The sequence below is a fragment of the Pseudomonas sp. M1 genome (genome assembly GCF_022760135.1).
Classification (GTDB): domain Bacteria; phylum Pseudomonadota; class Gammaproteobacteria; order Pseudomonadales; family Pseudomonadaceae; genus Pseudomonas; species Pseudomonas citronellolis.
In genome coordinates this window covers 164,574-189,242 of the sequence record NZ_CP094343.1, presented here as the reverse complement: position 1 = coordinate 189,242, position 24,669 = coordinate 164,574, and the positions used below count along the sequence as shown (strand labels likewise).

The 24,669-nt window shown below is 68.1% G+C and carries 24 protein-coding genes; 11 read left to right on the top strand and 13 right to left on the bottom strand.

Annotated features, from left to right (window positions below; translation table 11 throughout):
• The first annotated feature begins 7 nt into the window (after positions 1-7).
• Positions 8-1,846 carry a dihydroxy-acid dehydratase gene (gene ilvD / locus PM1_RS00900; RefSeq protein WP_009613910.1) on the top strand — a complete coding sequence of 613 codons (1,839 nt, stop codon included), beginning with the start codon at positions 8-10 and terminating at the stop codon, positions 1,844-1,846.
• 169 nt (positions 1,847-2,015) lie between these two features.
• On the opposite strand, the gene PM1_RS00895 is transcribed toward ilvD, so the two are convergent.
• Positions 2,016-2,558, bottom strand: coding sequence for a pilin (locus tag PM1_RS00895; protein WP_082996415.1), 543 nt, complete (start codon positions 2,556-2,558; stop codon positions 2,016-2,018).
• 299 nt (positions 2,559-2,857) lie between these two features.
• Between PM1_RS00895 and PM1_RS00885 the strand changes: the two genes are divergently transcribed.
• Positions 2,858-4,246 (top strand): nucleobase:cation symporter-2 family protein, encoded by a 1,389-nt coding sequence (locus PM1_RS00885; protein ID WP_009613911.1) that lies wholly within the window; start codon positions 2,858-2,860, stop codon positions 4,244-4,246.
• A gap of 49 nt (positions 4,247-4,295) precedes the next feature.
• A complete protein-coding gene (locus PM1_RS00880; RefSeq protein WP_009613912.1) occupies positions 4,296-4,763 on the top strand; it encodes a metallophosphoesterase family protein in 468 nt (155 codons plus the stop codon).
• A gap of 34 nt (positions 4,764-4,797) precedes the next feature.
• Here the strand turns inward: PM1_RS00880 and PM1_RS00875 are convergent, their stop codons facing one another.
• Complete coding sequence (locus PM1_RS00875; protein ID WP_009613913.1) at positions 4,798-6,171, bottom strand: GTPase/DUF3482 domain-containing protein; 1,374 nt, start codon at positions 6,169-6,171, stop codon at positions 4,798-4,800.
• Positions 6,164-7,555: a DUF2868 domain-containing protein gene (locus PM1_RS00870; protein ID WP_009613914.1), complete on the bottom strand. Its 1,392-nt coding sequence runs from the start codon at positions 7,553-7,555 to the stop codon at positions 6,164-6,166. Before PM1_RS00870 ends, PM1_RS00875 begins: the two co-directional genes overlap by 8 nt.
• Positions 7,556-7,739: 184 nt before the next feature.
• On the opposite strand from PM1_RS00870, the gene PM1_RS00865 reads away from it, so the two are divergent.
• The 3 genes from PM1_RS00865 to PM1_RS00855 are packed head-to-tail and all read left to right on the top strand — an operon-like array spanning position 7,740 to position 10,358.
• Positions 7,740-8,759 carry a hypothetical protein gene (locus PM1_RS00865; protein ID WP_009613915.1) on the top strand — a complete coding sequence of 340 codons (1,020 nt, stop codon included), beginning with the start codon at positions 7,740-7,742 and terminating at the stop codon, positions 8,757-8,759.
• Positions 8,756-9,817 (top strand): hypothetical protein, encoded by a 1,062-nt coding sequence (locus PM1_RS00860; protein WP_009613916.1) that lies wholly within the window; start codon positions 8,756-8,758, stop codon positions 9,815-9,817. The genes PM1_RS00865 and PM1_RS00860 overlap by 4 nt, the downstream gene beginning before the upstream one ends.
• 19 nt (positions 9,818-9,836) lie before the next feature.
• A complete protein-coding gene (locus PM1_RS00855) occupies positions 9,837-10,358 on the top strand; it encodes a dihydrofolate reductase (RefSeq protein ID WP_009613917.1) in 522 nt (173 codons plus the stop codon).
• Positions 10,359-10,549: 191 nt separating this feature from the next.
• On the opposite strand, the gene lgt is transcribed toward PM1_RS00855, so the two are convergent.
• Positions 10,550-11,383, bottom strand: coding sequence for a prolipoprotein diacylglyceryl transferase (gene lgt, locus PM1_RS00850; protein WP_009613918.1), 834 nt, complete (start codon positions 11,381-11,383; stop codon positions 10,550-10,552).
• Between the two features lie 9 nt (positions 11,384-11,392).
• Positions 11,393-12,181 carry a sulfite exporter TauE/SafE family protein gene (locus tag PM1_RS00845; RefSeq protein WP_009613919.1) on the bottom strand — a complete coding sequence of 263 codons (789 nt, stop codon included), beginning with the start codon at positions 12,179-12,181 and terminating at the stop codon, positions 11,393-11,395.
• A gap of 193 nt (positions 12,182-12,374) precedes the next feature.
• On the opposite strand from PM1_RS00845, the gene PM1_RS00840 reads away from it, so the two are divergent.
• Entirely contained in the window at positions 12,375-13,127 is a 753-nt protein-coding gene (locus PM1_RS00840; protein WP_009613920.1) for an NRDE family protein, read from the top strand.
• A 126-nt stretch (positions 13,128-13,253) separates the two neighbouring features.
• Here PM1_RS00840 and PM1_RS00835 read toward each other — a convergent pair whose 3' ends face one another.
• The 3 genes from PM1_RS00835 to PM1_RS00825 form a co-directional block, all read right to left on the bottom strand.
• On the bottom strand, positions 13,254-14,276 hold the full coding sequence (locus PM1_RS00835; protein ID WP_009613922.1) for a sensor domain-containing diguanylate cyclase: 1,023 nt from the start codon (positions 14,274-14,276) through the stop codon (positions 13,254-13,256).
• A gap of 74 nt (positions 14,277-14,350) precedes the next feature.
• Complete coding sequence (gene ptsP / locus PM1_RS00830; RefSeq protein ID WP_009613924.1) at positions 14,351-16,630, bottom strand: phosphoenolpyruvate--protein phosphotransferase; 2,280 nt, start codon at positions 16,628-16,630, stop codon at positions 14,351-14,353.
• Between the two features lie 21 nt (positions 16,631-16,651).
• Positions 16,652-17,131, bottom strand: a complete 480-nt coding sequence (locus PM1_RS00825) for an RNA pyrophosphohydrolase (protein WP_009613927.1) — start codon at positions 17,129-17,131, stop codon at positions 16,652-16,654.
• A gap of 145 nt (positions 17,132-17,276) precedes the next feature.
• Here PM1_RS00825 and PM1_RS00820 point away from each other — a divergent pair, with 145 nt between their 5' ends.
• Positions 17,277-17,936 carry a histidinol-phosphatase gene (locus tag PM1_RS00820; protein ID WP_009613929.1) on the top strand — a complete coding sequence of 220 codons (660 nt, stop codon included), beginning with the start codon at positions 17,277-17,279 and terminating at the stop codon, positions 17,934-17,936.
• A gap of 6 nt (positions 17,937-17,942) precedes the next feature.
• Here PM1_RS00820 and PM1_RS00815 read toward each other — a convergent pair whose 3' ends face one another.
• From PM1_RS00815 to ilvA, 3 genes are all read right to left on the bottom strand, one after another.
• Complete coding sequence (locus PM1_RS00815; protein WP_009613931.1) at positions 17,943-18,410, bottom strand: DUF2269 family protein; 468 nt, start codon at positions 18,408-18,410, stop codon at positions 17,943-17,945.
• Between the two features lie 22 nt (positions 18,411-18,432).
• Complete coding sequence (locus PM1_RS00810; protein ID WP_009613933.1) at positions 18,433-18,900, bottom strand: DUF2269 domain-containing protein; 468 nt, start codon at positions 18,898-18,900, stop codon at positions 18,433-18,435.
• 114 nt (positions 18,901-19,014) lie between these two features.
• Positions 19,015-20,568: a threonine ammonia-lyase, biosynthetic gene (gene ilvA / locus PM1_RS00805; protein ID WP_256665658.1), complete on the bottom strand. Its 1,554-nt coding sequence runs from the start codon at positions 20,566-20,568 to the stop codon at positions 19,015-19,017.
• A 99-nt stretch (positions 20,569-20,667) separates the two neighbouring features.
• Here ilvA and rpiA point away from each other — a divergent pair, with 99 nt between their 5' ends.
• On the top strand, positions 20,668-21,339 hold the full coding sequence (gene rpiA, locus PM1_RS00800) for a ribose-5-phosphate isomerase RpiA (protein WP_009613936.1): 672 nt from the start codon (positions 20,668-20,670) through the stop codon (positions 21,337-21,339).
• Positions 21,340-21,413: 74 nt separating this feature from the next.
• Positions 21,414-21,746, top strand: coding sequence for a YegP family protein (locus PM1_RS00795; protein WP_009613938.1), 333 nt, complete (start codon positions 21,414-21,416; stop codon positions 21,744-21,746).
• 6 nt (positions 21,747-21,752) lie between these two features.
• Here PM1_RS00795 and PM1_RS00790 read toward each other — a convergent pair whose 3' ends face one another.
• A complete protein-coding gene (locus PM1_RS00790) occupies positions 21,753-22,481 on the bottom strand; it encodes a CatB-related O-acetyltransferase (RefSeq protein WP_009613940.1) in 729 nt (242 codons plus the stop codon).
• 50 nt (positions 22,482-22,531) lie between these two features.
• Positions 22,532-23,464 (bottom strand): SdiA-regulated domain-containing protein, encoded by a 933-nt coding sequence (locus PM1_RS00785; protein ID WP_009613941.1) that lies wholly within the window; start codon positions 23,462-23,464, stop codon positions 22,532-22,534.
• A gap of 141 nt (positions 23,465-23,605) precedes the next feature.
• Between PM1_RS00785 and PM1_RS00780 the strand changes: the two genes are divergently transcribed.
• The gene (locus tag PM1_RS00780; protein WP_009613942.1) at positions 23,606-24,622 is read left to right on the top strand and encodes an AraC family transcriptional regulator; all 1,017 of its coding nucleotides are present in this window, start codon (positions 23,606-23,608) and stop codon (positions 24,620-24,622) included.
• Positions 24,623-24,669 lie beyond the last annotated feature (47 nt).

Below are 24,669 nucleotides of genomic sequence, written 5' to 3'. Positions count from 1 at the left end.
ACTCGTCATGCCCGATTACCGCTCGAAAACCTCCACCCACGGCCGCAACATGGCCGGCGCCCGCGCCCTCTGGCGCGCCACCGGGATGAAGGACGAAGACTTCAAGAAACCGATCATCGCCATCGCCAACTCCTTCACCCAGTTCGTGCCCGGCCACGTACACCTGAAGGACCTGGGCCAACTGGTCGCCCGCGAGATCGAGAAGGCCGGCGGCGTGGCCAAGGAATTCAACACCATAGCCGTCGACGACGGCATCGCCATGGGCCATGACGGCATGCTCTATTCCCTGCCGAGCCGCGAGATCATCGCCGACTCCGTGGAATACATGGTCAACGCCCATTGCGCCGACGCCATCGTCTGCATCTCCAACTGCGACAAGATCACCCCCGGCATGCTGATGGCCGCCCTGCGCCTGAACATCCCGGTAGTGTTCGTTTCCGGCGGGCCGATGGAGGCCGGCAAAACCAAGCTGGCCAGCCACGGCCTGGACCTGGTCGACGCCATGGTGGTCGCGGCGGACGATTCCTGCTCCGACGAGAAGGTCGCCGAATACGAGCGCAGCGCCTGCCCCACCTGCGGCTCCTGCTCCGGCATGTTCACCGCCAACTCGATGAACTGCCTGACCGAGGCCCTGGGCCTGTCGCTGCCGGGCAACGGCTCGACCCTGGCCACCCACGCCGACCGCGAGCAGCTGTTCCTGCGCGCCGGGCGCCTGGCCGTGGAACTGTGCCAGCGCTACTACGGCGAAGGCGACGAGTCCGTGCTGCCGCGCAACGTCGCCAGCTTCAAGGCCTTCGAGAACGCCATGACCCTGGACATCGCCATGGGCGGCTCGACCAACACCATCCTGCACCTGCTGGCCGCAGCGCAGGAGGCGGAGATCGCCTTCGACCTGCGCGACATCGATCGCCTGTCGCGCAAGGTGCCGCAGCTGTGCAAGGTGGCGCCGAACATCCAGAAGTACCACATGGAAGACGTGCACCGCGCCGGCGGCATCTTCTCCATCCTCGGCGAGCTGGCCCGCGGCGGCCTGCTGCACACCGACGTACCGACCGTGCACAGCCCGAGCATGGCCGACGCCATCGCCCAGTGGGACATCACCCAGACCCGCGACGAAGCCGTCCACACCTTCTTCAAGGCAGGCCCCGCCGGCATCCCCACCCAGACCGCATTCAGCCAGAACACCCGCTGGCCGAGCCTGGACGACGACCGCGCCGAAGGCTGCATCCGCAGCGTCGAGCACGCCTACTCCGCCGAAGGCGGCCTGGCCGTGCTGTACGGCAACATCGCCCTCGACGGCTGCGTGGTGAAGACCGCCGGCGTGGACGAGTCGATCCACGTGTTCGAAGGCAGCGCGAAGATCTTCGAAAGCCAGGACGCCGCGGTGAAGGGCATCCTCGCCGACGAAGTGAAGCCGGGCGACATCGTGATCATCCGCTACGAAGGCCCGAAAGGCGGCCCGGGCATGCAGGAAATGCTCTACCCCACCAGCTACCTGAAGTCCAAGGGCCTGGGCAAGCAATGCGCCCTGCTCACCGACGGCCGCTTCTCCGGCGGCACCTCGGGCCTGTCCATCGGCCATGCCTCGCCGGAAGCCGCCGCGGGCGGTGCCATCGGCCTGGTCAAGGATGGCGACAAGGTGCTGATCGACATCCCCAACCGCAGCATCAACCTGCTGGTCAGCGACGAAGAACTCGCCGCCCGCCGCATCGAGCAGGACAAGAAAGGCTGGAAGCCGGCGCAGCCGCGTGCCCGCCGCGTCAGTACTGCGCTGAAGGCTTATGCGTTGCTGGCTACCAGTGCCGACAAGGGGGCTGTCCGAAATAAAGCTCTACTGGAGGGGTAAGCAGTTAGCTGTAGAGAAAAACTCCCGACGTCAACAAAGCCCGGTATGATTACCGGGCTTTGTTTTATTAGGAATAAAACCACGTGAATGCTCACACCGCATCCAAACAGCAACAATTCTCAGAAAACTAGTACATATAAATCCTCGCCAGCCAATAGCTCAAACCAACTTAAAGCCTGCAATTAGCAGGAACAAAACTATTATTGGCAACGTCATTTACAGCACAGCCCCAAACTATGGGTAAATTTGGATTCAAAGTGCCAGCCGGAATACCTGCAGTAATGGCACCCGTTCCAGGCGTAAGTGTCAAGGTCAAGGGGCTTTGCGGGACAGGGATAGCCCCAGTATAGGTAATGGTTATGGCACCATCTCCAGCAGTCGCGGCGCCAGCGCTTACAGCCGCAATCGCTATGCTTGCAACATCACGCGTAGCGGCGAACTGAAACCCAGTATTCACAGTGTTAGCTGCGGCGGCACTTGGTGTACCGGTGCCAGTATACGCATTGACCGCCAAACCGGCATTGGCTGCATATGTTTCGCTCAGAGCAACTTTCGCTGCCGTGGCCAAATTTAACCCCTCGGTAACACGTGCTCGTATGGTGTAGTTCTGGTACTGCGGAATCGCAATGGCGGCCAAGATACCGATGATAGCCACAACGATCATTAGCTCAATAAGGGTGAAACCTTTCTGTGTAGTATGTCGCCTTTTCATTTCAGTCTCCATGATCATGAATTTAGTCCGCCCAAAGAACCATGGGCGAAGTTAATTAAATGACTCATGAATGGGACCGATATGTAGTCCACTTCTTCAAGGCAAAGCAGAAATTTCTGCTGACTTCGATATATCTGGACAACACCCAAAACAAGTGACCAATAACGGCAGATAATGCCCTCAAAATTGATACTTCCTGACAGTTAGTGTCACCTCCCAAAGAAAAATCCCTGCCCTATGGCACTGTCCGATCCCGCCCCCACCCCGTAAAATCCCGCTCTTTTTCCCGGACTGCCGCCATGAGCTCCCTCGAGAACCCCGTCACCGCCGACAAGGCCCAGCGCGACCTGGTCTACGGCCTGGAAGACCGTCCCGCCCTGCCCGTCGCGCTGCTCGCCGCGCTGCAGCACCTGCTGGCGATCATCGTGCCGATCGTCACCCCCGGCCTGCTGATCTGCCAGGCGCTGGGCGTTTCCGCCCGCGACACCAACCTGATCGTGTCCATGTCGCTGGTCATCTCCGGCATCGCCACCTTCGTCCAGTGCAAGCGCTTCGGGCCGTTCGGCGCCGGGCTGCTGATCGTCCAGGGCACCAGCTTCAACTTCGTCGGCCCGCTGATCGCCGGCGGGGCGCTGATGGTCAAGCAGGGCACGCCGGTGGAGCAGGTGATGGCGGCCATCTTCGGCGTGGTCATGGCCGGCTCCTTCGTGGAGATGGGCGTGTCGCGCATCCTGCCGTTCGTGAAGCGGCTGATCACCCCGCTGGTGACCGGCATCGTGGTGCTGATGATCGGCCTCACCCTGATCAAGGTCGGCCTGATCAGCATGGGCGGCGGCTTCAGCGCCATGGGCAACGGCACCTTCGCCAATGGCGAGAACCTGCTGCTGTCCGGCACCGTGCTGGCGATCATCGTGGTGCTCAACCGCATCCCGGTGGTGTGGATGCGCAGCGGCGCCATCGTCATCGCCCTGGCCGTGGGCTACGCGCTGGCCGGCTACCTGGGCCGCCTGGACTTCAGCGGCATGCACCAGGCCGCGCTGTTCCAGGTGCCGACGCCGCTGCACTTCGGCCTGAGCTTCTCCTGGGCACTGTTCATCCCCATGCTGGTGATCTACCTGGTCACCTCGCTGGAGGCCATCGGCGACGTCACCGCCACCAGCCAGGTGTCGAAGCAGCCGGTGGAAGGCCCACTGTGGATGCAGCGGATCAAGGGCGGGGTGCTGGTGAATGGCGCCAACTCGCTGCTGGCGGGCATCTTCAACACCTTCCCCAGCTCGGTGTTCGCGCAGAACAACGGGGTGATCCAGCTGACCGGCGTGGCCAGCCGCCACATCGGCCTGTGGATCGCCGCGATGCTGGTGGTGCTGGGCCTGTTCCCCAGCGTCGCCGGGGTGATCCAGGCGGTGCCCGAGCCGGTGCTCGGCGGCGCGGCCATGGTGATGTTCGGCGCGGTGGCCGCCTCGGGCATCAACATCCTCGCCGGCACCCACCTCGACCGCCGCGCCCTGCTGATCATCGCGGTCAGCCTGGCCCTCGGCCTGGGCGTGTCGCAGGTGCCTGAATTCCTCGCGCACATGCCGGCGGCGCTGCGCAACGTGCTGGAATCCGGCGTCGCCACCGGCGGCATCTGCGCCCTGCTGCTGAACTGGTTCCTGCCGGAAACACCGGCGGCCAGGGCCCAGCACTGAGCCAGCCGCGACGCCACCCTCGGGTGGCGTCGTCGTTTATGCTGGATGCATGAGCACTTCCCTGCGCGTCGGCGTAATAGCCGACACCCACAACCTGCTGCGTCCCGAAGCACTGGAAGCCCTGCGCGGCTGCCAACGCCTGCTGCACCTGGGCGACATCGGCAAGCCGGCGATCCTCGATACGCTGCGCCAACTGGCGCCGCTGGACGTGGTGCGCGGCAACAACGACACCGAAGCCTGGGCCGAGACCATTCCCGAAACCCTGAGCCTGGAACTGGGCGGACTGCGCCTGTACCTGATCCACGATCTCAAGCAGTTGGCCATCGATCCACGGGCCGAAGGCTTCGACGTGGTGCTGGCCGGGCATTCGCACAAGCCGCTGCAGGAAGTGCGCGACGGGGTGCTCTACCTCAACCCTGGCAGCGCCGGACCGCGGCGCTTCAAGCTGCCGATCTCGCTGGCGATCCTGAGCATCGCGGACGGCCAGGCTTCGGTGGAAATGATCGAGCTCGACTGAACGTAGGGCGTATAACCGTTCGCGGTTATCCGCCCTACGGTTCCAATAGCTGCTGAGCCAGGGCGTCGACCTGTTCCTGGCGTTCGCTCTTATCCACCCGCTTGCGGCCATTCAAGGTCGACCATTCCGGGTGCGCCCGCGCCTTGCGCAGCGCCTCGGGCAGCTTGCCCTCGCGCCATTGCTTGTCTTCCGGCGAAGCAACGCGGATCGCCTCCATGGCCGCATGGCCCCGCGCCTGCAATGCCGCCAGCAACTGGCGCTGGCGCAGGGCGAGCAGGCGCAGCACGCTGTCGTCCACCGAGAGTTCGCGCTGGCCCTTGAGCTTGCCGAGCAGGCGCTGGCCGTAATGGCCGACGGTCTGCCAGGCGCCGCCGGCCAGGGCGCCGAGGGCGGTGGCGGCGCCCAGGGTCAGGCCGCCCACCAGCAGGTCGATGCCCGCGCCAGCCGCGGCACCGGCAGCTACTCCACCGCCCAGGCGCACACCGAGCTGACGCAGGGTTTCGGGGTTGAACAGGTCGTCGCCCCAGCGGCCGTCCAGCAACGGCAGGTCGGCGGCGCGGGCATCGTCCTTGCGGAAGGCGTAGAGGCGCAGCAGGGCCTGTACGCAGGCTTCCTCGCGCTTGCGCACGCGGTCGCGCAACACTTCGGTGGCCAGGCGGATGGCCTCGGCATCGCCCGGAACCATGTCGCGGCAGGCAGCAACGTCCACCAGCAGTTCGGCGATCAGCTTGGCGCCGGCTTCGCGGCGCGCCACGGCCTGGGCCTCGTGGTCCCGGATCAGCCGTTCCAGCTGCGGGCGCGACTTCTCCAGCAGCAGCGCCAGGCTTTCGTAGAGCCGGCGTTCGCCGTCCAGCGGCGGCGCCACGCTGTCGAAGCGCACCAGCGCGTGCAGGCCCAGGCGCGACAGGGCCTCGCGCCACTGCTCCTCGCGGTGGTTGGCGCTGGCGACGAAATTCAGCACCGGCAGCAGCGGCCGCGCACAGCCGGCGAGCACCGCCAGTTCGTCGCGGTACTTGGCCAGCACCGGTTCGCGGGCGTCGATCACGTAGAGCCCGGCGTCGGAGGCCTGCAACTGGCGCAGCACCTTGGCTTCCTGTTCGAAGCGGCCGCGCGCCTCGCTGCCGTCGAGGAAGCGGCGCAGCTTCTCCGGGCCGTCGAGGCGCTCGCCGGGGCGTTCCAGGGCGTCGAGAAAGTCGCGCAGGGCGATGGCATCCTCCAGGCCCGGCGTGTCGTACAGCTCCAGCAGCGACTCGCCATCCACCGACAGCCGTGCACCCTCGACGTGGCGGGTGGTGCTGGGGCGGTGCGAGACCTCGCCGAAGCCGACGTCGCGGGTCAGGGTGCGCAGCAGCGAGGTCTTGCCGACGTTGGTGTGGCCGACCACGGCCAGCCTGAGGGGCTCAGTCATGTCCGCTCTCCAGCCAGGCCAGGGGCGATGCGCCACTGTGCGCCAGGTTCAGTTTGTCGATGGCGGCATGCCAGTCGGCCAGGCGGTCGCTGTCCAGGCCGCTGCCCGTCGGCGGCTGCAGCAGCCAGACGCGGGTGGCGCCGGCGCAGCGCGACAGCTCGGCGATCAGCGCCAGGGTGCCGCGGTCCGGCGAACGCCGTGGGTCGCAGGCGATGGCCAGGCGCGCAGGCGGGTAGCGGGTCAGCTGTTCCAGCAGGCGGCGACGTTGCGCGCCATCGTCCAGCACGCCGGCATCGGCCACGCCGGCCGGCAGCTTCGGCGGCCAGGGCTGGCTGTCGTCCAGTTCGATGGCCACCAGCAGGGCGCCGTCCGCGCTGGCGGCGGGGTTCTGCGCCTGCGGCTCGACCAGGCTGGCCGGCGCGGCATCGTTGACGCCCAGGCGCTCGCTGCTGGGCAGCAGGCGTTCGCGCAGCAGGCTGTAGCCGGGCAGCGAGAGGTCCAGGCGCAACGCCGCGCGGCCACGGCGCCAGCGCCACAGGCAGAAGGCCCAGAGCAGCAGGCGCGGCAGCAGACCGTAAACCGCCAGGATGCCCACCAGCCAGCCGGCCCAGGCGTGGCGCGCCGCCTCGCTGGCCACCAGGGCGTCGCCGCTGGCGCGCACCAGGTCGCTGTCCGGCAGCGGGAAGCCCAGCAGCGCCGGCAGCGCGCCGAGCCCCTGGGTGAGGAAGACGAAGGTATCGCCGCCGAGGATGGTGGTTTCCCAGACGAAGCCGTAGCGCCGCGTCGAGAGCAACGCCAACAGCACCACCATGGCCGCGCCCAGGGCCAGCAACCACAGGCCGTGGACCAGCATGCCCAGCGCCCAGCGCGTCAGACGCCGGCGGCCGAGCAGCACCAGCAGCGCCGGCGCCAGTTGCGCGGCGCGGGCATCGCGCGCCAGCTTGCCGCTCAGCCACAACCACAGGCGGCCCAGCGCGCCGGCCGCCTCGCCGCCGCCAAGGGCGAAGCCCGCGGCCCAGCCGAGCAGCATCAGCAGGTCCAGGCCGAGCAGGCCGGCCAGGGCCCAGAACACATTGACCGGGCGCTGGCCGTCGCCGAGGGCGGCCAGCGCCAGGCCGGCGCCGCTGAGCAGGGCGAGGAAGATCAGCAGGTAGAAGGCCAGTTGCGCGCCCTGTTTCCACAGGCGCAGGGCGCTGTCCAGCTCGTCGCGGCCGGCCAGCCACAGGGCGCGGTTCTCGATGCGCCGGGGCAGTTCGCCGCCGGCGGCGATGGCGCGGCGGTTGGCCTCGGCGTCCTCCAGCGGGCCGGCCTGCTCCTCGCGCAGGCGCACGGCTTCGCACAGCCACAGTCGGTCGAAGGCGGAAGGTGGGGCGCTATCGCTCACAGTGTCTCCGGCACGGGTTCCTGGGGCGCAAGCATAACCGCTGCGCCGCGCCGCGTCCGCCCGCCAGCTCTCCGGGGTAACGGTAACACCGGCGCCCGCCGACCGAACCAAGGAAGGGCTTACCCGGCGCGCCCACGGGTATAGGGTGCGAAAGCCAACCAGAACAACAACAACGAGGCCCGCCATGCCGCGCGTCCTGCCCTGCGCCCTGCTCCTGCTGGCCGCCGCCCATGCGGCGGCCGTGGAAACGCCCCCGGTGCGCCCCTCCGACTGGGGCCCGGACACCCCGCTGATGCAGGCGGTGCCGCCGCGCCAGCTGGACGACAAAGTCGGCCAGCGCGCCTCCGACAGCGACGAGTCGAAGCTGTGGATAAGCCATACCGACTTCCGCCTGCACGACGACATCGGCTTCTTCATCCGCCGCATGCTGATTCGCATGAGCTCCAACGGCCCCAAGGGCACGCCGCTGATGCTCGACGACCCCAGGGCCATGGTTGCGCGCATCCAGGCCGGCGACATCTTCGTCGCCGACGCCACCCTCGCCACCCTGCTCAACGCCGAACTGCGCGGCGCCGACGCGCCGGTGCGCAACCTGGTCCTGGCCACCCGCAAGGACGGCCAGGAAGTGCGCGGCGAGCTGCTGCGCAAGGGCCGCTGGCGGCCGCTGCGGATGCTCACCGGCATCGAGCAGGCCGGCCCGCTGAAGGTGGCGCTGGTGCCGCAACGCATCTTCGTCGACGGCGTGGACGTCACCCCTTCGCTGAGCGCCGCCTCCATCGAGATGTCCGAGGTGCTGCAACTGCACACCGCGCACATGCAACTGGTCGGCAACCGCATCCTGGTCGACCTCGACGGCCTGTTCCCGCCGCCGCGCCTGGAGTTCGCCGTGCGCAGCCTGAAGCTGGCCGACGGCGGCATGGACCTGCTGCTGGGCGACGACCTGGCCAGCCTGCAATGGCCGCAGTTGCAGGCGCCGGAGAGCTACATGTTCATCCAGGGCGGCGACATCAAGATGGCCCGCACCATCCTGGTCAAGGCCTACGCCCTGTTCACCAGCCTCAGCCCCGGGCAGCCGCTGCTGTTCAACCTCTACGACTACCGACGCCAGTTGCAATACGGCGAGATCCGCCTGCGCCAGGACGGCATGGTGCACATCGCGGTGTCGCCGGTGAAGGCGCCGGCCCCGCAGGAGAAAGCCCTATGAAGCGCCTGCTGCCCCTGCTCCTCGCCCTGCCCCTGCTTACGCAGGCGCAGAGCGCCATCGACCGCCAGCAGCAGGAACTGCAGCTGCTGCGCCAGGGCTGGTTCCAGCAGACGCCGCCGGACGCCGGGCACGCCGCCAGCCGCCCGGGCAGCGTGCGCGATTCCGGCCAGGACGGCGTCGGCCTGCTGCTGCACAACGTGGACATGTACTTCGAGGGCGGCATCGGCTTCCACAGCCCGCAGCTCAAGGGCTGGCTGGTGCCGCTCAAGGCCGGCGCGCCGGTGGATTTCGACCGCCCGCAGGACATGCGCATCCAGGTCACCGAGGGCGAGGTGATCCTCGACCCGCAGCAACTGGCCAGCCTGTTCAACGAGCGCATCCTGGCTTATCCACAGAGCATGCTGCGCAACTTCAGCATGAGCATCGACGGCGAGCGCCTGCGCGTCAGCGGCGAGGTGCAGCCCCTGGGCATCGGCCCCTGGCTGCCGCTGCGCCTGGCCGGCAGCGTGCGCCTGGAGGGCGACGAGATCCTCTACCAGCCGGACCAGGTCAAGGTCCTCGGCGTGCCGGCCTACGGCGCCATGAGCCTGGTCGGCCTGCACCTGGATTCGCTGGTCGACCTGCAGCGCCCCGGCGCCCTGCTGCGCGACAACGCCATGCGCCTGGACTACCACCAGGTGTTCCCGCTGGTGGGCATCGACGGCAAGGTCGACGCCGCCTGGCTCGATGCGCAGGGCCTGCACCTGCGCTTCGCCCGCCCGGCCGGCAGCCCGCCGCCGCGCTTCGAGCCGCCCACCCTGGCCGGCCCTTCGTACATCTGGCTGCAATCGGGCGACCTGAAGATCTTCGAGATCCTCATCACCTACGCGCAGGTGCTGCTCAAGGCCGAGCAGCCCGGCCAGACGCTGGCGTTCAGCCTCAAGGACTACCGCAAGGTGCTGGCCACCGGCATCACCCAGGTCAACGAGGACGGCACCTTCTTCATGCGCGTGCCGCCCTACGCGAACGACGCGCCGGCCCAGCGGCTGGTATCCTCTGCCACCGATGGATCACCCTGAGCACATGACCGGAGCCACGATGTCCCAAGCCCCTTCCCGCCTGCCGCTGGCGATGATCGCCGCCCTCGCCGAGAACCGCGTGATCGGCGTCGACAACCGCCTGCCCTGGCACCTGCCGGCCGACCTCAAGCACTTCAAGGCGCTGACCCTCGGCAAGCCGATCATCATGGGCCGCAAGACCTGGGACTCCCTCGGCCGCCCGCTGCCCGGCCGGCTCAACCTGGTGGTCAGCCGCCAGGCCGGCCTGAAGTTGGAAGGTGCGGAGGTCTTCACCTCGCTGGAAGCCGCGCTGCAACGCGCCGATGCCTGGGCGCGGGAGGAGGAAGCCGAGGAGCTGATGCTGATCGGCGGCGCCCAGCTCTACGCCGAGGCCCTGCCCGTGGCCGAGCGCCTGTACCTGACCCGCGTGGCCCTGAGCCCGGCGGGCGACGCGCGCTTCCCCGAGGTGGACGAAAGCCGCTGGCACCTGGCGTCGAGCATCGAGCATGAAGCGACGGCGGAAACGCCGGCCTATGCCTTCGAGGTATGGGACCGCGCTTGAGGGGGCTCTTGGCCCGGCGGGATCGACTGTCTTGCCCACTGAACCGGGGTGCTTTCCGTAGGATGGGTTGAGCTTGCGAAACCCATGCGGCGGTGGTGATGGGTATCGCTTCGCTCGACCCATCCTACGGGTGTCGCGTTTGCCGGAGGAGGCAGGCGGGCTTGCTCGCTTCTACGACAAGCCGCCGTCCGTCAGGGGGTCGCCGGCTTCGCCGCCGCGTGGCGGTAGGCCCAGACCATCAGGGCGATGCCGCCGAGGATCATCGGCACGCACAGCAACTGGCCCATGGTCAGCCAGTCCCAGGCCAGGTAGCCCGGACCGCCGTTGCCGCCGGCGCCCTGGTCGGCGTCGGGCAGGCGGAAGAACTCGACGAAGAAGCGGAAGCAGCCGTAGCAGAGGATGAACAGGCCCGATACCGAGGCGGTCGGCCGCGGCTTGCGCGAGAACATCCAGAGGATGGCGAACAGCACTATGCCTTCCAGGGCGAACTCGTACAGCTGCGACGGGTGGCGCGGCAGCTGCGCCGGGTCGCTGTAGGGCGGGAAGATCATCGCCCAGGGCACGTCGGTGGGCTTGCCCCACAGCTCGGCGTTGATGAAGTTGCCGATGCGCCCGGCGCCCAGGCCGATCGGCACCAGCGGGGCGATGAAGTCCATCAGCTGGAAGAAGCTCTTGCCGTTGCGCTTGCCGAACCACCAGGTGGCCAGCATCACCCCGATCAGCCCGCCGTGGAACGACATGCCGCCCTCCCAGACCTTGAACAGGTTCAGCGGGTTGGCCAGGTAGAAGTCCAGCTTGTAGAACAGCACGTAGCCCAGGCGCCCGCCGAGCACCACGCCGCAGGCGACCCAGAACACCAGGTCGGAGAGCTTCTCCTTGCTCCAGGTCGCATCGAAGCGGTCGAGCCGGCGCGAGGCCAGCAGCCAGGCGCCGCCGATGCCGATCAGGTACATCAGCCCGTACCAGTGGATCTTCAGGGGGCCGAGCGACACCGCGACGGGGTCGATCTGTGGATAGGGCAGCATCGCTTACTCCTAGGGTTTGATCAGGAAACTCATGCCGATGCAGAACATCAGCAGAGCGAACAGGCGCTTGAGCACCTTGGCCGGCAGGCGGTGCGCCAGGCGCGCGCCGAGGCGGGCGAAGAACATGCTGGTGACGGCGATGCCCACCAGCGCCGGCAGGTAGACGAAGCCGAGGCTCCACTGCGGCAGTTCGGGCCGGTGCCAGCCGACCACGATGAACGAAATCGCCCCGGCGATGGCGATGGGCAGACCGCAGGCCGAGGACGTAGCCACCGCCTGCTGCATGGAGACGCCGCGCCAGGACAGGAAAGGCACGGTCAGCGAGCCGCCGCCGATGCCGAAGATCGCCGAGGCCCAGCCGATGAAGCCGCCGGCCGCGCCCAACCCGCCCTTGCCCGGCAGGCTGCCGCCGGCCTTGGGTTGCAGGCCCAGGGTCATCTGGATGGAGATGAGCACGGCGAAGACGCCGATGATCTTCTGCAGCACCGCTCCCTTGATGGCCGAGGCGGTCAGCGCGCCCAGGGCGCTGCCGACGACGATGCCCACGGTCATCCACAGGAACACCGGCCAGAGCACCGCGCCACGGCGATGGTGCTCGAGGATGGAATTGACCGAGGTGAAGACGATGGTCGCCAGCGAGGTGCCCACCGCCATCTGCGTCAGCACCTCGACGGGAAAGCCATGGGCGGTGAAGCTGAACACCAGCACCGGGACGATGATCAGGCCACCGCCGACGCCGAACAACCCGGCCAGCACGCCCGCGCAGGCACCCAGCACCAGGTAGAGAAGGAACTCCATGGAGACCTCGGGTGGCAAAAGCGGCATGGTACCGAAAATGCGCCGGCGACGGCAGCCGCCCGCGGTGCAACAGGCCTTTCGGTACCAATATGAAAGAAATTTCATCGTGCGCCGTGCCCGGACGACGGCGGCTATTGAGTTGCCAACGCCAGTTACCTACCCTGCCAGGACCACCACCGCAGGGCCCTGCCCCATGTGCCTGATCGTCCTTGCCTGGCGCCCCGGACACGCCATGCCGCTGATAGTCGCGGCCAACCGCGATGAGTTCTATGCCCGCCCCACCCTGCCGCTGGCGGCCTGGGAGGATGCGCCGGGCGTCTATGCCGGGCGCGATCTGGAGGCCGGCGGCACCTGGATGGGGCTGGGGCCTGGCGGGCGCTTCGCGGCGCTGACCAACGTGCGTGATCCGAGCCAGCCGCTGGGGCCGCGCTCCCGTGGCGAGCTGGTGGCCGGTTTTCTGCGTGGCCGTCAGGCGCCGCTGGACTACCTGGCCGAGGTGCAGCGCCGCGCCGCCGAGTATTCGGGCTTCAACCTGCTGGTCGGCGATGCCCGTCAGCTCTGCTACTTCAACCCCCGCAATGGCGAGCCGCGGGAATTGCCGGCCGGGCTGCACGGGCTGTCCAACGCCTCGCTGGATACGCCCTGGCCCAAGCTGCTGCGCGCCCGCGCCGCGCTGGAGAAACACCTCGACGAAGCCGAGCCCGGGGCGCTGCTGGGGCTGCTCGGCGACCGTGAACGCCCCGACGACGAACGGCTGCCGGAAACCGGCGTCGGCCTGGCCACCGAGCGCCTGCTGTCCAGCGTGTTCATCGCCAGCGCCAACTACGGCACCCGCGCCAGCAGCGTGCTGCGCGTGCATGCCGATGGGCGCCGGGAGTTCATCGAGCGCAGCTTCGGGCCGGAGGGGGCCCATCTGGGCGAGGTGCGCCTGGAGCTCAACACCTAGGGGAAGGTTGGTTTTGTAGGAGCGGACTCCGTCCGCGATGGTCAGCCTACCGCGCCAATCCCATGTAGGAGCGCGCCCTGCGCGCGAAATCGCGGGCAGGGCCCGCTACATCACGTCCGATGCGCGCTAGCACACCTCGATGGCATCGCGCAGGCGCTTGGCCCGGTAGAGGGCGTCGTCCAGGCGGCGCAGCAGGTTTTCCAGGGGTTCGGCGCGGCGCATGCCGGCCAGGGCGAAGCTGGCGGTGAGCGGTTGTTCCAGCTCGGCGCAGGCCTCGCGGATGTGCAGGCGCAGGCGTTCGGCCAGACGGCTGGCGGAGGCCAGCGGGGTGTTCGGCAGCAGTACGATGAATTCCTCGCCGCCCCAGCGGGCGAAGCAGTCTTCCTCGCGCAAGGTCCGGCGCACCGCCTGGGTCACCGCTACCAGCACGCGGTCGCCGACCGGGTGGCCGAAGAGGTCGTTGATGCGCTTGAAGTGGTCGAGGTCGAACATCAGCAGGCTGACCGGCTGGTCGTGGCGCTGCAGGCGCTGCCATTCCTGCTGCAGGCTGCTTTCGAAGCGGCGCCGGTTGAAGATCTGCGTCAGCGGGTCGGTCTCGCTCAGGCGCACCGCCACCGCGGCCTGTTCGGCCAGGGCCAGGTTGGCCTGGCGCAGGGCCTCGGTGCGCTGTTCGACCAGTTGTTCCAGGTTGCGGTTGAGTTCGTGCAGCTCCTCGTTGCGCCGCTTGAGTTCCAGCTCGATCAGCTTGCGCTCGTGGATGTTGTGGTGGGCGCCGACCATCCGCGTGGCGCGGCCCTCGCCGTCGAATTCGACGAAGCGGCCATGGTCCCTTATCCACAGGTACTCGCCATTGGCGCAGAGGCAGCGGTATTCCTCGGCGTAGGCCGCCTGCCGGCCGTCCAGATAGGCCTGGAAGCTGCGCATGACGCGGGGGAAGTCGTCCGGGTGGATCACCGAGTGCCAGGTGGCGACGTTTTCCGGCAGGCCATCGATGGGGTAGCCGAGCATGCGGTACCAACCGGGGCTGCGCTTGACGTCATTGCTGCGGATGTCCCAGTCCCAGATGCCGTCGCTGACGATCTCCAGGGCATAGCGGAGGGTCTTCTCGATGGCTTCGCGGTCGCCCGCGAGCGCTTGCTGCTCGTCCATAAGCCTTCTCCCGGCACTGCCGGTTGTACAGGGCCCCAGGGACGACTCAGCTCCGGGGAGTGCGGCGCTCCAGGTCAGCCCTGGACGGTCGCCGCGGGGTTGATCACCCGGCCGAGGCCGAGGTTGCGCAATGCCAGGTGCAGGGAACTGTGGATCACCTGCGGGTTGTCGAAAGTCATCAGCTGGCCGAGCAGTTCGCGGGCCTTGCCCAGGGTGATCTGGCGCAACAGCCATTTCACCTTCGGCAGGTTGGTGGCGTTCATCGACAGCGAGTCGAAGCCCATGGCCATCAGCAGCACCGCCGCCGCCGGGTCGCCGGCCATCTCGCCGCAGATGCTCACCGGCTTGCCTTCGAGGTGGGCGTCGTCGACCACCTTCTTCAGCGCCTGCAGCACCGCCGGGTGCAGGTAGTCGTAGAGGTCGGCCACCCGCGGGTTGTTGCGGTCAACCGCCAGCAGGTACTGGGTCAGGTCGTTGGAGCCGACCGAGAGGAAGTCCACCTGGCGCGCCAGTTCGCGGGTCTGGTACACCGCCGCGGGGATTTCCACCATCATGCCGATCGGCGGCATGGGGATGTCCACGCCTTCGTCGCGAATCTCGCCCCAGGCGCGGTGGATCAGGTGCAGCGCCTCTTCCAGCTCGTGGGTGCCGGAGATCATCGGCAGCAGGATGCGCAGGTTGTTCAGGCCCTCGCTGGCCTTGAGCATGGCGCGGGTCTGCACCAGGAAGATTTCCGGGTGGTCGAGGGTGACGCGGATGCCGCGCCAGCCGAGGAAGGGGTTGTCTTCCTTGATCGGGAAGTAGGACAGCGCCTTGTCGCCGCCGATGTCCAGGGTGCGCATGGTCACCGGCAGCGGGTGGAAGGCCGAGAGCTGCTCGCGGTAGATCGCCAGCTGCTCCTTTTCGCTGGGGAAGCGGTCGTTGATCATGAACGGCACTTCCGTGCGGTACAGGCCAACGCCCTCGGCGCCGCGCTCCTGGGCGCGGGCCACGTCGGCCAGCAGGCCGGTGTTGACCCACAGCGGCATGCGGTGGCCGTCGAGGGTCTCGCAGGGCAGCTCGCGCAGCGCGGCCAGGCCCTTGCTCAGTTCCTTTTCTTCGGCGACCACTTCGCCGTACTGCTTGACCAGCTGCGGCGACGGGTTGGTGTAGATCTCGCCGTGGTAGCCGTCGACGATCAGGTCGATGCCGTCGACCTTGGAATACGGCAGGTCGACCGCGCCCATCACCGTGGGGATGCCCATGGCGCGGGCAAGGATGGCCACGTGGGAGTTGCCCGAGCCGAGCACCGAGATCAGCCCCACCAGCTTGCCTTCGGGCACCTCGCCAAGCATCGCCGGGGACAGTTCCTCGCTGACGATGATGGTCTGGTCCGGGTAGGTGAGGGTCTGCTTACGTTCTTCCTGCAGGTAGGCGAGGATGCGCCGGCCGATGTCCTTGACGTCGGAGGCGCGCTCGCGCAGGTAGGCGTCGTCCATCAGCTCGAAGCGTGCGACGTGCTCCATCACCACCTGGCGCAGGGCGCCCTGGGCCCACTGGCCGGAGCGGATGATGCGCTTGACCTCCTGGCCGATGGAAGCGTCGTCGAGCATCATCAGGTAGACGTCGAACAGCGCGCGCTCTTCCTTGCGCAGCTGGGTGGCCAGCTTGCTGGAGAGGTTGCGCATGTCTTCGCGCACGGCTTCCAGGGCCTGCTTGAACAGCTCGACCTCGGCCTCGACGTCGTCGATGGGCTTGTCCGGGACCACTTCCAGGTCGGCCGGCGGCAGCACCACCACGGCCTTGCCCACGGCCACGCCGGGGGCGCCGGGCACGCCGACGAACTTGGCTTCCTGGATGCCCTTGCCGAGCTTGCCCAGGCCGCGGATCGAACCGGTGGCCTCGGCGTGGGCGATGACTCCGGCCAGCTGCGCGCTCATGGTCACCAGGAAGGCTTCCTCGCCTTCGTCGAACTGGCGCTTTTCCTTCTGCTGCACCACCAGTACGCCCATCACCCGGCGGTGGTGGATGATCGGGGCGCCGAGGAAGGAGGCGTAGCGTTCCTCGCCGGTCTCGGCGAAGTAGCGGTAGCGCGGGTGCTCGGAGGCGTTCTCCAGGTTCAGCGGCTCCTCGCGGGTGCCGACCAGGCCCACCAGGCCCTCGTTGGGGGCCATGCTGACCTTGCCGATGGAGCGCTTGTTCAGGCCCTCGGTGGCCATCAGGACGAAGCGGTTGGTCTCGGCGTCGAGCAGATAGACCGAGCACACCTGGGTGCCCATGGCTTCCTTGACCCGCTGCACGATGATGCCCAGCGCCGCCCTCAGGTCCTTGGCGGCGTTCACTTCCTGGACGATCTTGCGCAGCGTGTTGAGCATGCTCAGGGCCTTATCTCCTCTTCAGTCCCGCGCCAGAAGGCGCGGCGCCAGTTCCTTCAGGGCGCGCCGGTAGACCTCGCGCTTGAAGGTCACCACCTGCCCCAGAGGGTACCAGTAACTCACCCAGCGCCAGCCATCGAATTCCGGCTTGCCGGTCACATCCATGCGTACCCGGTTCTCGTCGCCGGTCAGGCGCAGCAGGAACCACTTCTGTTTCTGGCCGATGCACAGCGGCTGGCTGTTGGTGCGCACCAGACGCTGCGGCAGACGATAGCGCAACCAGCCGCGGGTGCAGGCGAGAATGCGCACATCCTGCTCCTCCAGGCCGACTTCCTCGTTCAACTCGCGGAACAGCGCCTCTTCAGGAGTTTCCCGGGCGTTGATGCCGCCCTGCGGGAACTGCCAGGCCTCCTGGTTGATGCGCCGAGCCCACAGAACCTGACCGGCCTCGTTGGAGAGGATGATGCCGACATTGGGGCGAAAACCATCGGGATCGATCACGGCGGTACATCCTCGAAAACGCGTGTGCCCGCATTGTTCCACAAAGCCTGTGACAGCGGCAACGCGAGGCTTGGCGCGCATGGGCAGGGCCGGCAAAAGCCGTTACTCTAGGCGACTTTTCCGCTTTCGCAATTAATGGTGAACCATGGCGCGTCTGGCCCTTTTCGACCTCGACAACACTCTGCTGGCCGGCGACAGCGACCACAGCTGGGGCGAATGGCTGTGCCAGCGCGGCCTGGTCGACGCCGGCGAGTACCAGGCGCGCAACGATGCCTTCTATGCCGACTACCAGGCCGGCACCCTGGACGTGTTCGCCTACCAGGCCTTCACCCAGGCGATCCTCGGCCGCAACAGCCTGGAGCAGCTGGCCACCTGGCATCGCCAGTTCATGCAGGAGGTCATCGAGCCGATCATCCTGCCCCGCGGCGAAGCCCTGCTGGCCGAGCACCGCGCCGCCGGCGACCGCCTGGTGATCATCACCGCCACCAACCGCTTCGTCACCGGCCCCATCGCCGAGCGCCTGGGCGTGGAAACGCTGATCGCCACCGAGTGCGAGATGCGCGACGGCCTCTACACCGGCCGCACCTTCGACGTGCCCTGCTTCCAGGGCGGCAAGGTGACCCGCCTGCAACGCTGGCTGCAGGAAACCGGCATGAGCCTGGACGGCAGCTACTTCTACAGCGACTCGCGCAACGACCTGCCGCTGCTGGAAGTGGTGGCCCACCCGGTGGCGGTCGACCCGGACGAAGTCCTGCGCGCCACCGCCCAGGAGCGCGGCTGGCCGGTGCTCAGCCTGCGCGACTGAGGCGCCTCACAGCGGCTTGTTGACCATCAGCCAGAAGATCGCCAGGAAGGCCAGGAACGCCGGCCAGCCCAGGGCGAACCACCAGCGCATATAGAAGAAGGCCCGCGGCGGCAAAGCGGTTCCCGCCGCCGTCGCCGCCTCGGCCAGGTCGCGCACGCGAATCTGCAGCCACACCACCGGCAACCAGCAGAGCCCGGCGAACACATACAGCCCCAGGCTCCACAGCAGCCAGCCCTGGGCCAGCGGCCAGCCGGCCCAGTACGCCAGGCCCAGGCCGCTGAGCGGCTGGAACACGGCGCTGGTGGCGATGAACAGCCAGTCGGCGCTGACCAGGTGGCGGAAGGTCGTGGCGATGACCTGCAACTGCCCGCTGCGCCAGGCCCGCCAGGCGTAGTAGGCCGAGCCCAGGCCGGTGCCGAACAGCAGGGTGGCGGTCAGGATGTGCAGGGTCTTGAGCAGCAGGTAGGGACTCATCGGCGCTCCATCGCCATCGGATTCACAGTGGCTTGGCCAGCATCAGCGCCAGTATCGCCAGCCAGCTGAGCAGGGCCAGGGCGAAGAACGCCGCGCCGAAGCGCAGCTCGCGCACCACGCGCTCGGCCAGCGGCTCGCCGCTGTCGCGGGCGCTCACCGCCAGGGCGCGGATGCGCCACAGGCGGCTGGTGAACAGCAGCCAGAAGATCGCCACCAGGATCAGCAGGCAGGCGCTGGCCAGCAGCCAGGTCTGCCCCAGCGGGAAGCCGGCGCGGTGGACCATCTGCCAGCCGGTCAGCGGCAGGCTGACGACGCTGCCGGCCACCAGCACCCAGGCCGCCAGGCCGATGCGCAGCAGCGCCCTGGCCAGCACGCCGGCATCCCCGCCGCGCCAGCTGCGCCAGCCGTACCAGGCGAGGCCGGCGATGGCCAGCAGCGGCACGGCCACGGCGACGCCGTGGAGGATCTTGAGGCTCTGGTAGATTTCCATGCGGGCGGTCCCTGTCGCGATTCGTGGCTGTTCCCTCAGCCTAGCAGCGCTGCCGGCCGGCGGGTCGAACTGGGACAGCGGGCGCTGCCCCGGCGTTCCCCGCCGACCGTGGCGTCAACCCAGGAACAGCTTGTACGCCGGGTTGTCGCTCTCGTCCCAGTATGGGTAGCCGATCTCTTCCAGCGCCTGCGCCACCAGGTGGCGCTCCTCCTCCGGCACCTGCAGGCCGGCGACCACGCGGCCGTCGGCGGCGCCGTGGTTGCGGTAGTGGAACATGGTGATGTTCCAGCGCCCGCCGAGCTTGTTGAGGAAGTTGAACAGCGCGCCGGGGCGCTCGGGGAACTCGAAGCGGAACACCTGCTCGTCGCTGACCCGCGGCGAATGGCCGCCGACCATGTGGCGGATGTGCAGCTTGGCCAGCTCGTTGTCGGTCAGGTCCAGCACCGGGAAGCCCTGCTCCCGCAGCTGCTCGACCAGCACCGCGCGCGGGTCGCTGTCCGGGTGGGTCTGCACGCCGACGAAGATGTGCGCTTCGCTGTCGGTGTTGTAGCGGTAGTTGAACTCGGTGATCTGGCGCTTGCCGATGGCCTCGCAGAAGGCCTTGAAGCTGCCCGGGCGCTCGGGGATGGTCACGGCGATGATGGCTTCGCGCTTCTCGCCCAGCTCGGCGCGCTCGGCCACGTGGCGCAGGCGGTCGAAGTTGATGTTGGCGCCGGAGTCGATGGCCACCAGGGTCTGCCCGCGGGCGTTGTCGCGCTCGACGTACTTCTTGATCCCGGCCACCGCCAGGGCGCCGGCGGGCTCGGTGATGGAGCGGGTGTCGTCGTAGATGTCCTTGATCGCCGCGCAGATTTCGTCGGTGCTGACGGTGATGACCTCATCCACGTACCGCTTGCAGATGTCGAAGGTGTGCTGGCCGATCTGCGCCACCGCCACGCCGTCGGCGAACAGCCCGACCTGGCTCAGCACCACGCGCTCGCCGGCGGCCATGGCGGCCTGCAGGCAGTTGGAGTCGTCCGGCTCGACGCCGATGACCTTCACCTCCGGGCGTAGGTACTTCACGTAGGCGGCGATGCCGGCGATCAGCCCGCCGCCGCCCACCGGCACGAAGATGGCGTCCAGGCGGCCCGGGTGCTGGCGGAGGATCTCCATGGCCACGGTGCCTTGCCCTGCGATCACGTCCGGGTCGTCGTAGGGGTGGATGTAGACGTAGCCCTTGTCTTCCACCAGCTTCAGCGAATACGCCAGCGCCTCGGGGAAGGCGTCGCCGTGCAGCACCGCCTTGCCGCCGCGGGCGCGCACGCCCTGGACCTTCAGCTCGGGCGTGGTGCGCGGCATGACGATGGTCGCCTTCACCCCCAGTTCCTTCGCCGCCAGGGCCACGCCCTGGGCGTGGTTGCCGGCCGAGGCGGTGACCACGCCGCGCGCCAGTTCCTCGCGGCTCAGCTGCGCCAGCTTGTTGTAGGCGCCGCGGATCTTGAAGGAGAACACCGGCTGCAGGTCCTCGCGCTTGAGCAGCACCTGGTTGTCCAGGCGCTCGGAGAGGCGGCGGGCCGGTTGCAGGGGCGTTTCCTCGGCGACGTCGTAGACGCGCGAGGTGAGGATCTTCTTGACGTACTGTTCGAGCATCGGGGCGGGCTTCGCAGGGACGGGGCATAAAGCCGGCAGTCTACTCCAGTCGGCCGCCGCCGGGAGCGGCGAATCCACATTCGCCCGGCGGCCCCGCTATAATTCGCGCCCCAAGCCCCCCTTTGCCGGAACCCCCAGATGAACCAGGACCAGCTCAAGCAGGCCGTGGCCCAGGCCGCCGTCGACCACATCCTCCCGTACCTCGACAGCAAGAGCATCGTCGGCGTCGGCACCGGCTCCACCGCCAACTTCTTCATCGACCTGCTGGCCAGGCACAAGGCCGAGTTCGACGGCGCCGTGGCCAGCTCCGAGGCCACCGCCCAGCGCCTGAAGGGCCACGGCATCCCGGTCTACGACCTGAACAGCGTCAGCGAGCTGGAGTTCTACGTCGACGGCGCCGACGAGAGCAACGAGCGCCTGGAGCTGATCAAGGGCGGCGGCGCCGCGCTGACCCGCGAGAAGATAGTCGCAGCCGTGGCCAAGCAGTTCGTCTGCATCGCCGACCAGAGCAAGCTGGTGCCCCTGCTCGGCGCCTTCCCGCTGCCGGTGGAGGTCATCCCCATGGCCCGCAGCCACGTGGCCCGCCAACTGGTCAAGCTGGGCGGCGACCCGGTCTACCGCGACGGCGTGCTGACCGACAACGGCAACATCATCCTCGACGTGCACAACCTGCGCATCGACAGCCCGGTGGCCCTGGAAGAGAAGATCAACAACATCGTCGGCGTGGTCACCGTGGGCCTGTTCGCCGCGCGCCCGGCCGACCTGCTGCTGCTCGGCACCGCCGAGGGCGTGAAGACGCTCAAGGCCTGACCTATTCGCGCCCATGGACGGGCGCCCGGCAACGACTAGGCTTAGGCTGTTCGCGCAACGCGCCGGAGGCCGCCATGTCCGCAAAATACCATCTGAAGAAGGCCAGCGACGGCCAGTTCCATTTCACCCTGCACGCCAGCAACGGCGAGGTCGTGCTCAGCAGCGAGCTGTACCGGGCCAAGACCTCGGCCATCGAAGGCATCGAGTCGGTGCGCAAGAACTCGCAGCGCGACGGCGCCTTCGAGTTGAAGGAAGCGAGCAACGGCAAGCACTACTTCGTGCTCAAGGCCAGCAATGGCCAGGTGGTCGGGCAGAGCCAGATGTACGCCAGCCAGGCCAACGCCGAGAACGGCGTCGCCTCGGTGAAGCGCTACGCGCCGGACGCCGGGATCAGCGACGACAGCTGAGCCGCCTCAGTCGGCCAGCAGCGCCACGCCCCAGGGCTTGGAGTCGATCCGCAGGCGCCGCGGCCGTGGCGCGGCGGGCGGCGCCTGGCGCTCCAGCTGCGCCAGGCAGGCTTCGGGATCGTCCAGCGGCAACTCCCCCAGCACTTCCAGCGGCAGCTCCCACCAGCCGCTGGCCAGCAGGCGCTCGATCACTTCCGGCGGGAAGCGGTAGCGGATCACCCGCGCCGGCGTCCCGGCCACGATCGCGTAGGGCGGCACGTCCTTGTTGACCAGGGATTGCGCGCCTATCACCGCCCCCGTCCCCACCGTCAGGCCGTCGAGGATCAGCACGTCGCGGCCGATCCACACGTCATGGCCGATGGAAGAGGGGCGCCGGGGCTCGTCGCGGACGATCGGGCGGCCGATCAGCCTGGGGTTGGACGGGAAGTTGTGGGTGGTCAGCCAGTCCATCGGGTGCGAATGGCGGCCCTGGCCGATCACCACGCCGGTGGCGATCGAGCAGTAGCGGCCGATCCGCGCCACGTCGAGGAACTCGCAGCCGCTGACGGCATCGGTGTGCGCGCCTATCTCCAGCTCGCGCGAGTAGATCTTCGCCTTGCCCAGCTTCACCCCCGGCTCCAGGGTCAGGCGCGCGCCGTCGCGCAGCGACTTGATCCCGCCGGCCAGGCGGCAGCCATGTTCGCTCAGCGCCTTGTTCAGGCGTCGGTTGATCAGGGCTTCGCGGATGATGTTCAAGGTCGCTCCAGGGGCGGGACAACAGGTGGGGCGACAATGTAAGCCTTTTGTTACTCCGACTCCACGCCCGGCGCCTTGCGGAACACGTAGAACAGGTTGGGCTCGCTGACCAGGTACAGCGTGCCCGCCTCGTCCATGGCCAGGCCCTCGGCCTGCGGCACGCTGCGCTTGAGCCCCTGCATGCCGCGCAGCAGCGACAGGCTGCTGATGGGCTCGCCATCGACGTCCAGTTCCAGCACCAGGCGCGACTCGTCCGACAGCGCCAGCAGGTGGCCGCTGCCCTCGTCGTACTGCAGGCTGGAAAGGTCGCGGACGAACAGCCGGCGGTCGCGCTTGAGGTCGTCCAGCACGTGCACGGCGAAAGGCTTGTCGGGCTGGGTGTGGGGGAAGCCGTGGACCTCGTAGATGCGCACCGGGTCGCGCTCCTTGGCGACGAACAGGCGCTGGCCGACCGAGTCGTAGGCCAGCCCCTCGAAGCCCTTGTTGCCCATCGGCCCCAGGCCCAGGGACAGCTGTTGCGCCTGTTCGGCGTCCAGCTCGCGGGTGCCGTCGTCCAGGCGCACCTTGAACAGGCGCTGGCGGCGCTCGTCGCTGAGCACGTAGAGGCCGGGGCCGATGTATTCGATGGCCTCGGTGTCGCCGAAATCGTGCAGGGTGATCTTGCGCAGCACCTTGCCGTCCAGGGACAGCTCGACGATCTGCGCCGGCTGGTTGGTGACGGTGAACAGGCTGCGCCGCTCGGGATCGTAGGTCAGCGCCGAGACGTCGTCGTCCAGGCCCTCGATGGGCTGCGCCTCGATCTCGACGCGGTAGTCGGGCAGCCAGATCGAGCGTTCGCGCCAGTTTTCCGCATGGTGCCATTCGCGCACGGCGAACCAGGCGCGTTCGTAGACGCGGAACTGCTGGCCGAGCCAGGCCAGGGCGAGCAGGAGAAGGATCAGCAGCGCCGCCAGGCAGCGGCGCAAGGTGAGGAAACGGAACATCGCAGGTCCATGTCGATGGGGGCACGCCGTAATAGCACAAGGCCGCTGAAGCCAGGCTTAATCCCCGTGCAGGAAAATTCCTCAAGGCTAAAGTCAGGCTAGCGTAATCCCGTGTTCTCGCCGCCCCCGCAAGGAGTTCCGATGAGCGCCGTCCAGCTTCCCGAGCAGCGTACCCTGACCACCCTGCACACCGTGGTGCTGGCCACCGAGGTGCTGAGCCAGGCCGGCATCCCCCGCGGCCGGCTGCTGGAGGGCAGCGGCATCGCCGAGGCGGACCTGCTGACGCCGGAGAAATTCGTCAGCCACGCCCAGGAACTGCGGGTATTCGCCAATGCACTGAGCTGCTACCAGGACCCGGCTTTGGGCCTCTACCTGGGCCTGCGCATGCACGTTTCGGCCTACGGCATGCTCGGCTACAGCATGCTGGCCAGCCGCACCCTGCGCGACGCCCTGCAACTGGCCCTGGCCCATCCCGACCTGCTCGGCACCTACTTCCGCCTGGCCCTGCAGGACCACGGCGACGAGGTCTGGCTGAGTGCCGAGGGCTACCGCTACGCGCCGGAGCTGACGGTGTTCAACACCGAGCTGTGCCTGACCTCGCTGCTCACCGTGGTGCGCGACCTGCTCGGCGAATCGGTGCGCCCGCGGCGCCTGCTGCTGGCCTACCGCCCGCCGCTGCATGCCGGCACCTACAGCGAACGCCTGGGCTGCCCGGTGGAGTTCGGCGCCGCCACCAGCGCCCTGTGCCTGGGCCCGGCGCTGCTCGACCGCGCCCTGCCGCTGGCCGACCCGGTCAGCTGCCACAACGGCCTGCAGCAATGCCAGCGCCTGAGCGCGGCCATGAGCGGGCGCGACGACATCCTCGAACTGATCCGCCGCCACCTCGCCAACCACCTGCAGGAAGCCCGCGGCCTGGACGAGGTGGCGCGCCACCTGCACCGCTCCAGCCGCACCCTGCGCCGGCACCTGCAGCAGCACAACACCAGCTACCAGCAGGTGCTGGACGAAGTGCGCTACGACAAGGCCCGGCAACTGCTCAAGGACACCGACCTGCCCATCTACCTGATCGCCGAACGGCTCGGCTACAGCGAGACCGCCAGCTTCCGCCATGCCTTCCAGCGCTGGAGCGGAGCGAGCCCGAGCCTGTATCGCGGTTGAGGCCGAGCCGGCCTGGCGGCCGGATCGCGGATGAGATCCGCTCCTAC